The sequence below is a fragment of the Pueribacillus sp. YX66 genome (assembly GCF_041725775.1).
Lineage (GTDB): Bacteria > Bacillota > Bacilli > Bacillales > UBA6769 > Pueribacillus.
In genome coordinates this window covers 86580-98112 of the sequence record NZ_JBEUEL010000008.1, presented here as the reverse complement: position 1 = coordinate 98112, position 11533 = coordinate 86580, and the positions used below count along the sequence as shown (strand labels likewise).

Here is an 11533-nt window from a genome sequence, read left to right as displayed (position 1 = left end):
TTTTTCTTTTCTTGTAACCATCCAGAAATCCCCCTAAAAAGCGATAAATACAGTTAAATTATCCCATATTTATCAAATTTAGGAGATGATTATCTCGAAGAATTTTTACTCTTCAAGGCTGACTCGAATGTATGTGTCAAGTTATTCTCGGTCGACTTATAACATCTATATTTGTGGCACTCTATTTTTGTACGCTTTATGGCTACCGCGCTATCGCTTGCTGCCCGTACTTATTCGTTTGGTTCTAAAAGGTAAGAACCTAACGAATCAATACGGAAAATGTGGTTTTAGCTTATTGCCTTAAATAATCTTCCTATTGCCGATGAGTGAGCTGTATACAAGCTGATAGAACCTTGTTTAGCTCCGATTGATTGACGTGTAGGTTGACGTAATAATTGAGAAATACGCACTGTCTGCTTTACTTGACGCTGTTTTCTATGGCTTCTCTTTTGTGAAGCTAGATAGACTTCTCTTAACGTATCATTAGCTATCCCTTGCCTTATTTTAACCATAGCTTCAGCACCTTCTTTACTCCAATGCATTCCTCGCTTTTTCATACGAAATATAATACGCCGTTGATTGGATTCCATTGCCCCTAATCCTCTAGCACCTTTTGGTGCATCATCAATTCTTTCGCGCCAGTCCGAAATGTAATCCCAGTGATTTAAGATATACGTACGAAATTTCCCTACTTTTTCAATCTGTTTCTCATCTTCAAGATTACTCTCATATGTATCTAAAATGAGCTTAAAATCTTCTAATTTATCCTCTTGTAATGCTTTTCTTATAACCAAATGTTCGATTTATATCTTGTTCAATATCCGGAAGCAACTATCTTATGTTCATCGGGATCTAAAAATCATCGAAACAAGCCCTACTTATTATTGTCTGCGTAGGTACGTAACAGTTCGTTTTCGGCTCATTGGAGCTGTTCTCATAGATACCCATTAAGAGTGGCTATTAAATCTAGTCTAGCAGTTACACTCATCCTTTTTAATTACTTTTTTAATCACTTTCAAAATCGTTTCAATCACTCGTACCTGCTGTTCAGCAGTCATATTTGAACCCGAAGGTAAGCAAAGTCCATTCATAAACAAATCATCTGAAACACTTTTCCCATCATCATGAGAATAATATTTAGCACTATCAAATAGCGGCTGTAAGTGAAGGGGCTTCCAAACTGGACGAGCTTCAATGTTTTCATTTTCAAGAGCACCTAAAATATCTGTTGGGGTTACTTTAAGTTTATCTTGGTCTATCGTTAAGGCTGTTAACCATCGATTTGACACGGTACCTTCCAGCTCAGGCATAAATTGAATACCTTCTATTGAACTTAAAGCTTTTTCATACCGTTCAAATACTGCTCGCCTTGCACGAACACGGTCATCAAGAACTTCTAATTGGCCTCGACCGACACCAGCTAATAAATTACTCATTCGATAGTTAAACCCTATTTGGCTATGTTGGTAATGAGGGGCGGGATCACGTGCTTGGGTTGCAAGAAATCGAGCTTTGTCTAATGCCTCAACATCATTAGATACAAGCATACCACCACCTGATGTCGTGATGATTTTATTACCATTAAACGAGTAAATTCCAAACTTCCCAAAAGTACCGCTTTTTTTTCCTTTATATGTCGAACCTAAGGACTCAGCGGCATCTTCAATGATTGGTACATCGAATTTCTGACAAAGAGAAACAATCTCATCCATCTTTGCACTTTGACCATATAAGTTCACAACAACGATAGCTTTAGGCAAACTGTTTTCACGTTTGGCATCTATAAGAGCTTTTTCTAATGCTTGAGGTGACATGTTCCACGTTTCAGGTTCAGAGTCAATAAAAACAGGGGTCGCACCTTCGTATAAAATAGGGTTTGCACTTGCAACAAAAGTAAGAGAAGAGCAAAAAATAGTGTCCCCTTTTTTAACTCCAAGTAATCTCAATGCCAGATGAATAGCAGCTGTACCTGAACTTACAGCTGCAGCTCCTTGTGCCTCAACGTATTCGGCAAGTTCTTGCTCAAAAGCATCAACATTTGGCCCTAGAGGTGCAATCCAATTCGTTTCAAACGCTTGATCAATATATTTGCTTTCTCTTCCACTCATATGCGGAAGAGATAAATGAATTCGTTCTTTTTGATTGCTCATTCTACAACTACCTCAACCTTCTATAACTCTAGCTGGTGAACCAACCGCTTTACAATTTGACGGTAAATCCCGAATAACAGTTGCCCCCGCACCTACGACACTCCATTTTCCAACGGATATACCTGGAATTAATGTCGCCCCCGCGCCAATTTGTGATCCTTGTCCAACGGTAACATTCCCCGTTAACGTTGCATTTGGTGATATATGAACATAGTCTTCTAATATATTATCGTGTTCCACAATTGCACCACTATTAACAATCACATGATCTCCAATAACAGTATCCGCATTTACAACTGCATTTGGCATCACGACAATTCCTTTACCCAAATTAACCTTTGGGCTAATGATAGCAGATGGGTGAATGACATTAACAAAGTATTCATAAGGGATTTGTGTTTGTGTAACAATCTGTTTTCTAACGTCATTTGCACCAATAGCAACTACAAAAAAAGCATCGTTTTCTTCAAGCAGTTTTGAAACAAAAGAAATAGGTCCATAACAACAATTATTTTCATAGACGACATTACTAAAATTATCATCAAGAATTGCAAAAATTTCATACTTTGAGGTTGCCTTTATAACATCTTGAACAACTTTACTATGTCCACCATTTCCAATTACAACTATGTTCACAAAAATCACTCTCTACACTGATTAATTGAAGCCATTAAACTTTTCCGCTGTAACATGTCCATCTTGATTAATACCTTCACGTTTAAACACTTTTAGTATTGTTAAAAAAAGGATTTTAATGTCAAGCCAAAACGATTGATTATCAACATACCACACGTCTAATGTAAATTTCTCTTCCCACGAAATGGCATTTCTACCGTTCACTTGTGCCCAACCTGTGATACCAGGTTTCACTTCGTGGCGTCGTGCTTGCTCTTCATTATATAGTGGTAAATATTCCATTAATAACGGCCGAGGTCCTACTAAACTTAGATCCCCTTTTAGAACATTAAACAACTGTGGTAGCTCATCAAGACTTAACTTCCGTATCAACATACCAGTTTTCGATAAACGTTGATGATCAGGTAACAAATTACCATTTTCGTCACGTTCATCTGTCATTGTCCTAAATTTATATACATAAAAGGGTTTCCCATGTAATCCGGGACGTTGTTGTTTGAAAATAACTGGAGAACCTAATGTCAATTGTAGTAAAATTACCAAAAAAAGAATAATTGGAAGGCAAAATATTAATCCTGATAAAGAAAGAAAAAAATCAAAAGTTCTTTTCATATCGACTCACTTTTTATTACAATTATTTTAATCAATTAATGCTTACCTTATATTATAAAACTATTAAACCATTTTATTTAATTATCAACTTTCTTAACTTCTCTAATATTACAGAAGATCCTAATACTAATAAAACACTATATGCAAGTAAATGATGGCGTATAGCCGTTCCCCAATTAACTGTTCCTAATGACCATAAGGATTCTAAAATAAATGAAAATAATAGAAGAGTAATTATAATTCTTCTATTCACGTTATTCTTTCTCTCTTTCTTATAAAAAAAGCATGCAGTAACAAATAATGTTACCATCAAAGCATTAAATAAAGCTGCATATAAATCAATCACGGATGTTAACTGCCAAGGAAAAGGGGCAAACATATAATAGAAAAACACTATTGAACCTGAGACAATCATTGCTCCTATGCTGGAAGAATCAAACTCTGTATTGTATGTGGCCCTAGCTTCTTGTCTCATACCACCATCTCTATACCTCTCAATATAATCATTTATATTACCGCTAAATACAGCCTCTGTTGCAGGAGTTGAAATACCCAGAACAGTTGTTTCTCCCATAACAATCAATAAAATACTTGAAATAATGCCAACAGATATAAGCCATCTTAGGATTCCTAACTTTTTAGGTAAGATTATTACTGTTCCTATTGTAACTAAAATTATGGAAAATACCAATAAACCATTATGTAGCATTCCTAACAGAAAGGCAAATACCAAAAATTTCAAATAGTGGATTGGTCTAATTTTATCTGTTTTTATCATTTTCGCTAAACTATACAAAGATAAAAGAAAAAACATTATTTGATATGGTTCTCGCATAATGATAGATGTATAGATTAAATTTGAGGGAAGAAAACCAAAGAAAATTATAATAAATTTTTGGTATTTGTCTCCCTGAATTATTTGAGATAGTTTTAGCAACGTTGATAGTGATATTAAAAAAGCTAGAATTGATAGGTTTTGACCTAAAAATTGAGAAATTCCAAAAACCCTATAAAATAATGCTAAAAAACTCTCATATCCTGCAGTACCAGTCTGAAGGATATTGATTTTTTCGTTTAACAATACAATATTAGCAGCATTATTATGAAAACGAAGTGAATCTGAATTAGCACCGTATAAATTAACAAAAAAAGCATTAGTTATAGATACCAACAATTTGAAAAAAAACAAAGTTAGTACAATAAACAATACTGATTTTTTGTTAATAAAAACTTTCTGCGAAAAGATATATAATAAACAGAAATAAATTAATAAGAAACCAAACCAATCCTGCGGATTGATAAGAACAAATAGTAGAAGAGGGCTTATAAAAATTAAGCATATTAATGCATTTTGTTTAATAGAATTGATTTGAATACACATTATTTACTCCAATATATAGTAGTGAAATTTTTAGAATTTGCTCTATGTCATTTTAAATAACTAGTATAATCTCTGACCAGTTCTTTCCAAATAGGGTATTGTTCATAGTGAACTTTAACAAAATTCCTCCCATATCTACCATGTTTATTAATTAGTTTTCTATTTTCTAAGTAATAGTTTACTTTTTCTATAATACTCTCTGGAGACTTAGCTGGTATTAAAAAGCCATTTTTCTCATCATTAACAGTATCAACACAACCAATAACCTCACTAGCAATGACAGGAACTTCCATTGCCATAGCTTCTATTGCAGTCATGCCGAATCCTTCTCTATATGTAGGAAAAACACAAACATCCATAACCATATAGTAGGGTGCAGTTAATTTAACAAACCCTGTAAATATTATATCTTTATTGTGAAGTATCTCGTGAATTATTTCTTTTGGTAATTGGTTGTTTTTCTCTATAGGTCCCACTAGTAATAGTTTCACTTTTGGATTTAAAATATTTATTTTTTCCCATGCAGTAATCAGTTCTACTATACCCTTATCTTTTGTAATTCTACCAATGTATCCCATTAGAAAGTCTTCTTTTGATATATTCAACTCTCTTTTTACTTCATTGACATCGTATTTTTGGGGATTAAACTTTTCAATTGAATCTAAGCCATTTATTGAACCATTTCTAATAACTTTTATTTTTCTTTCACTAACAATATTCTTTTCAATAACATATTTCCTTAAAGACGGACTTACGGCATACACCTTAGTAGCTAACATACAGGTTAACTTCTCAGCATAGTATAAAATTTTTTTTTTAATTCCCTCGTTAGTTACAAAAGGTAATCCGTGCAAATGATATATTCTAATCTTTACCCCTGCAATTTTTCCAGCAATTATCCCTAGTAAGCTTGCTTTAGGCGTGTGAGTATGAATAATATCAAATTTATACTTTAGGATAATTCGGGTTATCTTTAGTAACGCAATTAAATCTTTAAGAATAGAAATATTTCTTTGTATTTCTACCTCATGTTTTACTACTTCTTCAGAAATACAAAAGTTATCAAGTAATATACCAGGTGAAGACAGAACATGAACTTCAAAATCATTTTGTTTTAAAAATTTTAATTGGTTTTCCAAAAAGTACAAAGACATAGGTATAGTTGTTAAGTGCAGGACTTTATACTGTGACTTTTTTTCCATTGGAAACTTCCTTTAAAATTAAACTCAAATAATTAGTGGCGTCTTTATCTGCTACTACGAAGGACTTTTTCGAATTACAGATTAGTTTCTTTAAGATTCTTTTTTCCTCATAAGCCGCTTCTTCGACACTATATTCTGGATTAAAAAAAGTGTATGCTATTATTAACGGAGATCTTAAATAATTAAATTCATAACGATTTAAATTAACTAATTTTCTATGAATCTCATCTATCTCTTCAAACTTTGTCTTTTCAAATTCATCTCTTTCTAACAAAATAAGATTATCAATTTCCGATTGATGTAGTATATTCTCTTTGTTCACAAAATCTGTTATAGGATTTACCTTTTGCTTTCCTACTAATTCAAGAGGAGGGAAAACCTTTATCAACCGATTCTTCATCCTAGAAGTAAGTGATTTGTCAACATTCGAGTAATATCTGAAAGTACTAGTCCATGGGACAGAGTATATATTTTTCCCATCAGTAACTGCCAAATCTTCTGCAATATATTTTGCTCCCAACTCTAAACATGCCATCATACTCGTTAATGTTTTTCCTGTATTAGGTGGAGCAAATATTACATTAGTTTCACCATCAAAGTTGAAACCTGAAGAATGTATAGGAGCATAGCCTTCCTTTAGCAATAAATATGATGCCAAGTCAGTTAATAGGTAACCCACAGAATGAAGGTTCATGAATCGATGTCTAATGTTTTTGAAATAAGATTTATTAACATATAATTTAGGATTCCTACTATTCCCATCTACTAATTTCAGTTTTAGTTTCTTACCTAATAGGAAGTTTCTATAATAATAAACCTCCTTACCACCGGGATATCCCCTGAAGTAATGGTATTTTCCCATCTTCTCTAAGGTATCAGGAATGCTAAAATCCTCTTCAATTACATCCACTTTAATTTTACAATTATAATATTCTTGTTCAGTACACCTTGGCATAACTGTTCCATAAGACCAGGAAAAGTCTTTAATGTTCGTTTTAACAGAAAGCAATCCTTTTATTGCTTCGTAATAATAGATACTCACCAATAATCCATCCCTTTGATAGTATTAAACTAATATCTTTTTTACTTTTATTTACAAGAAATTTCATTTTATCTATGCACCAACTTATAACCTACAACAAATAATATCGAAAGAGATAAAGATCTTATAAAGTCGGAAAAAGCTATTATTTTACCTATACTTTCCGCACCATAAAAACTTAATCCTAGAAGTAACGAAATAAGCAGAATAATAATAGATATTATTTGAGAAATCATTTGTAATTGATATTGATTAATTACAATCATAGCGTTACTTAAAAAAGAAGTAGAGTAGGTAAAAAATAATCCAAGTGAAAAATAAATCATTAACGTATAGTGTTTACTATATTCCGGACCATATAAAAAATTTAAAATATCTTTTCCGAAAAAAATTGATATAAAAAACATCATTGAAGCTAAAGCTAATCCTAGCATTGCCATTTTAATAAGTAATCCTAAGAATCCGCTTCGGTCACTAATATTATAGAAATCCCGAAGCTTAGGTATCGCAACTTGGGTTAAGGAGCTCATAAAGACTGTTCCAATCATGGTAATGAAAAATATTGCCGAGAATATTCCTACAAACTTTAAATCTGAAAATCTTTCCAAGAGGAATCTCGGTAGATTGTTAATCATATTAATTAATAAAAAAGAAAAACCTAAAGGTAAAACTGTTTTATATAGCTTAATACTCTTAAGTAAATAAATAAAATTAAACGAGACTTTGAACTCCTTATTAAATATTTTTATCTCTAAAACAAAAATAGATGAATATATTACCAAATTTGATATAAGAAGTGACTCCAAAGACCCGTGTTTATAAATTATAAACGTAGAAACAATTATTAATAATATTACTTTTGTTAATTGAAAAAGTGCTATTAAAAAAAAGTTTTCTTTGTTTTGCCAAAAACCATACATAATGTCTGATAAAAATTCTAACGTTTTGATTAGGGAAAACAAAATTAATATTGAGAAAGCTATTCTGTCATTATAAAAAAAACTTAATACAAAAAAACATAAAACTCCCAAAAAAACACTCATTATCCGGTTTGCAATATACATATTGGTCTTTTTATATAGCTGCTTATCACTAGTCACTACATTTCTAAGACCCATCGAAAAGAAATAAAAAATCGGCATAGATAGAGCGTATAAGAACATATAGGCTCCAACTTCATAAGTTGAAGTGAATTTTGCTAACAGTATAATGTTATACCATTGGGCAAAGTAAAATGCTCCTGTTGCAATCAGGTTAAATATTAAATTCTTTTTCATAGTTTATTCCACTCATTTTTCTCATAGGTTTTGAATATGAAATTATTTGATTCCCTGATATATTTATTAGTCAAACATTTACCTTTTCAAAATTTCTTTGATTTGCAGTTCTTATTAAAGTCTCTTTAAACTCTTCATTACCCAAAAATTGAAGTTCTTTAATAATCGAATATAATATTTTCTGTTCAATTGGTTTTGCCTTTCCAATATGTATTTTCGGGAAGACTTGTTTTTCTTGAATTTCATTTTCGTTTAATAGTTCTTCATATAGTTTTTCCCCTGGTCGTATTCCTGTATAGTGAATCTCAATTTCTTCAGTAGTGTATCCTGATAGTTTGATCAAATTTTTTGCTAAATCAGCGATCTTGACGGGTTCGCCCATATCAAGAACAAAAACTTCGCCACCTTCGGCAAGTGCTCCCGCTTGAATGACGAGTCGTGATGCTTCTGGGATCGTCATAAAATAGCGTGTCATGTCAGGATGTGTCACCGTGACGGGTCCCCCTTCAGCAATTTGTTTTTTGAAAAGCGGAATGACACTACCGCGACTTCCGAGTACGTTACCGAAGCGAACAGCAACGAACTTTGTTTTGCTTTCTTTCGCCATATTTTGAATAATCATTTCTGCGATGCGCTTCGTCGCTCCCATTACGTTTGGTGGATTGACGGCTTTATCGGTTGAAACGAGCACGAACGTCTCGACATCGTTCGCATCCGCTGCTTCTGCAACGTTTTTCGTTCCAAAAATATTATTTTTCACCGCTTCAAGCGGGTTTCCTTCCATTAAAGGGACATGTTTATGTGCAGCCGCATGGTATACGACATGAGGGGCAAACGTCCTCATCACTTCGTGTATTCTATCTTCGTCTTTCACATCGGCAATCACTGGTATAATCTCTATGGAATTCTCATACTCGTTCCGTAATTCTAGATCAATGTTATAAATGCTGTATTCTCCGTGACCTAATAAAATTATACGTCGTGGGTGGAACGTACAAATTTGCCGACAAATTTCCGATCCGATCGAACCCCCTGCTCCAGTAACGAGTACGGTTGCCCCAGTAATTGAATCTGAAATACTACTAATATCCAATTCAACGGGTTCTCTTCCAAGTAAGTCTTCAACCTCGACTTTACGAATGTCGCTCACTTCGACTTTGCCTGTCATTATGTCTTCTATTAGTGGCATAATTTGGACTTCGGCATCTGTCTGTGAACAAACATCATAAATTCTGCGTAATTCTGTTTTTGATATCGACGGGATCGCAATTATAATGTCTTCGATTTTTCGTTTCTTGACGAGCTGTGGAATATCTTTAATCTGACCGAGCACTTTAATTCCATACATTTCAAGCCGTTGTTTTTTTACATCGTCATCAACGAAAGCAACTGGCAACAGATCAACATCGTGATTGTGCAATAGTTGACGTACGACGGTCGTGCCTGCTTGTCCCGCTCCGACGATTAACGTTTTTCGTTTAGTCGCACGTGGTTTTATGTAACGATCACGATACATGCGCCATGAAAAACGCGAACCTCCGATAAGCAGAACGTGAAGCATCCACGTAATGAATAAAACACGAATGTAAATTGTGCCGATGCCGATCCATTGCACAAGTGCTGCAATGAGAATCGAATACGTTACAGCTTTGACAATAATAATAAGTTCGCCGACACTCGCATATTCCCACGCCTTATCATACAAGTGGTAGATGAATGCAAACACATGATGACTAATGAGAAGAACGAGTGAAGTGATGAGCAATGTTTTCGATAAATGAAAGTTAGATGTAGGATGTAATAGAAAAAAGCTTACATAAATGGAACAAAGCACGATCAACGAGTCTAGTGCCATCAGCAGTGGTACCCGCTTATAATAAGTCACAAAATCCCCCTCTCTCTTTAATTGATGTCCTCGTTAAATGAAAAATAAAAAAATGCTTAAAGAAAACACACAACGATGCTGTTATGTTCTTTCTTTAAGCAACTTGAAACAACTTGTAAAGTTAAAATAGGGCATCTAACCCTGCCTCACACTATATCATCGACAACGAATGCGTCTAAGGCTTGTCTAAGCCCACGATATAGTCGAGTGCCTCCGTTGCTAACGGTAAGGAGACATTACCGACCCTGTCCAGAAGTCGAAGTCTGAAGCCGGAAGCCAGACTTTCGATTAGGCTGTGATGACCCATTCATTTTGGGATTAGGTGTTGCTGAAGTCTTGGGTCTGAAGTCAGAAGCAAGATTCACGATTTAGCTGCGATGATCTTTTAACCTGGATAAAGGTCTTGGGTCTGAAGCCAGAGCTCAGAACTAAACGTGATTTCGACCTTACATCTTATCTACCTTAATTAAAATAAGCCAAACCTCTTTTTCTTCCGAACTTCGACTGGTTCATGCGTGTAAATGTCTTTCCCTTCAACGAGCAATTTCGCATTGAGTTGAAACTCATCTACGAGATCTCTGTCGAATTCTCTCTCAATCTGATCGTAAGCTGCTTTCATATTAAATATTCGGGATGTAACGTTATGTGCGTCAGAAGCAATGAAATGGGTGAGTGAGTGCTCAATCAGTTGCATGCTAAGTTCTTTTATCTTTTTTCCGAACTTTCCGACGACACTTGCCGCAGTCACCTGTGTAAGCGAGCCATCTTTTACGAGTCGGTAAAGCCGATTCGGGTTTTCCATAATCGCTCGGTTGCGCTCAGGATGGACGATTACTGGAGTTAATCCTTTCAATTGCAAGTCAAACAGGAGCTGTTTCGTATAGCGCGGGATATCATTCGCCGGAAATTCAACGAAAACATACCGTTCAGTATTATTTAACGTAAGAAGGCTTCCATTTTCATATTCTTCAACCATGTCACCATTCAATCTCGTTTCTTGGCCTGGAAGAATTGTAATTGGAATACCTTCTTTCACAATTTCATTATTCAATGCTTGTACATAACTTATAATCTCTTGTTTTGTATTTTGAAAATGACCGTTGCGATGATGCGGTGTTGCAATAATATGTGTAATTCCTTCGTTTGCTGCGTTTCGAGCCATCGATAAGCTCATTTCAACATCATTTGGGCCATCATCAACATTTGGTAAAATGTGACAGTGGATATCGATCAAACGAGTCACCTCTCGACCTTTTCTCCTAAGGTGTGGGATAATGTGACTAGTATTCTACTAGATATTTCCTTAATTGACAAGAGAAAAATTTCAATTATTTTTAAATAGTCCTAA

The 11533-nt window shown here is 34.3% G+C and carries 9 protein-coding genes and 1 pseudogene; all 10 read right to left on the bottom strand.

Annotated elements, in window-relative coordinates:
- Positions 1 to 287: 287 nt before the first annotated feature.
- Positions 288 to 788: pseudogene (locus ABU914_RS05805) on the bottom strand (UPF0236 family transposase-like protein); the annotation flags it as partial.
- 183 nt (positions 789 to 971) lie between these two features.
- Complete coding sequence (locus tag ABU914_RS05800; RefSeq protein ID WP_379668787.1) at positions 972 to 2150, bottom strand: DegT/DnrJ/EryC1/StrS family aminotransferase; 1179 nt, start codon at positions 2148 to 2150, stop codon at positions 972 to 974.
- A gap of 12 nt (positions 2151 to 2162) precedes the next feature.
- The gene (locus ABU914_RS05795) at positions 2163 to 2786 is read right to left on the bottom strand and encodes an acetyltransferase (RefSeq protein ID WP_379668786.1); all 624 of its coding nucleotides are present in this window, start codon (positions 2784 to 2786) and stop codon (positions 2163 to 2165) included.
- Positions 2787 to 2807: 21 nt separating this feature from the next.
- Positions 2808 to 3398 carry a sugar transferase gene (locus ABU914_RS05790; RefSeq protein ID WP_379668785.1) on the bottom strand — a complete coding sequence of 197 codons (591 nt, stop codon included), beginning with the start codon at positions 3396 to 3398 and terminating at the stop codon, positions 2808 to 2810.
- Between the two features lie 73 nt (positions 3399 to 3471).
- Entirely contained in the window at positions 3472 to 4779 is a 1308-nt protein-coding gene (locus ABU914_RS05785; protein WP_379668784.1) for a hypothetical protein, read from the bottom strand.
- 47 nt (positions 4780 to 4826) lie between these two features.
- The gene (locus tag ABU914_RS05780) at positions 4827 to 5981 is read right to left on the bottom strand and encodes a glycosyltransferase family 4 protein (protein WP_379668783.1); all 1155 of its coding nucleotides are present in this window, start codon (positions 5979 to 5981) and stop codon (positions 4827 to 4829) included.
- Positions 5959 to 7023, bottom strand: a complete 1065-nt coding sequence (locus tag ABU914_RS05775) for a hypothetical protein (RefSeq protein WP_379668782.1) — start codon at positions 7021 to 7023, stop codon at positions 5959 to 5961. Before ABU914_RS05775 ends, ABU914_RS05780 begins: the two co-directional genes overlap by 23 nt.
- 68 nt (positions 7024 to 7091) lie before the next feature.
- On the bottom strand, positions 7092 to 8300 hold the full coding sequence (locus tag ABU914_RS05770) for an oligosaccharide flippase family protein (protein ID WP_379668781.1): 1209 nt from the start codon (positions 8298 to 8300) through the stop codon (positions 7092 to 7094).
- A gap of 70 nt (positions 8301 to 8370) precedes the next feature.
- Positions 8371 to 10185 (bottom strand): polysaccharide biosynthesis protein, encoded by a 1815-nt coding sequence (locus ABU914_RS05765; RefSeq protein WP_379668780.1) that lies wholly within the window; start codon positions 10183 to 10185, stop codon positions 8371 to 8373.
- 466 nt (positions 10186 to 10651) lie between these two features.
- Positions 10652 to 11419, bottom strand: coding sequence for a tyrosine-protein phosphatase (locus ABU914_RS05760; RefSeq protein WP_379668790.1), 768 nt, complete (start codon positions 11417 to 11419; stop codon positions 10652 to 10654).
- Between the last annotated feature and the right edge of the window lie 114 nt (positions 11420 to 11533).

Bases quoted from the DNA above. Each gene is read 5' to 3' on its own strand.
- ABU914_RS05800 (WP_379668787.1), bottom strand. From the start codon at position 2,150: ATGAGCAATCAAAAAGAACGAATTCATTTATCTCTTCCGCATATGAGT.
- ABU914_RS05790 (WP_379668785.1), bottom strand. From the start codon at position 3,398: ATGAAAAGAACTTTTGATTTTTTTCTTTCTTTATCAGGATTAATATTT.
- ABU914_RS05785 (WP_379668784.1), bottom strand. From the start codon at position 4,779: ATGTGTATTCAAATCAATTCTATTAAACAAAATGCATTAATATGCTTA.
- ABU914_RS05780 (WP_379668783.1), bottom strand. From the start codon at position 5,981: ATGGAAAAAAAGTCACAGTATAAAGTCCTGCACTTAACAACTATACCT.
- ABU914_RS05770 (WP_379668781.1), bottom strand. From the start codon at position 8,300: ATGAAAAAGAATTTAATATTTAACCTGATTGCAACAGGAGCATTTTAC.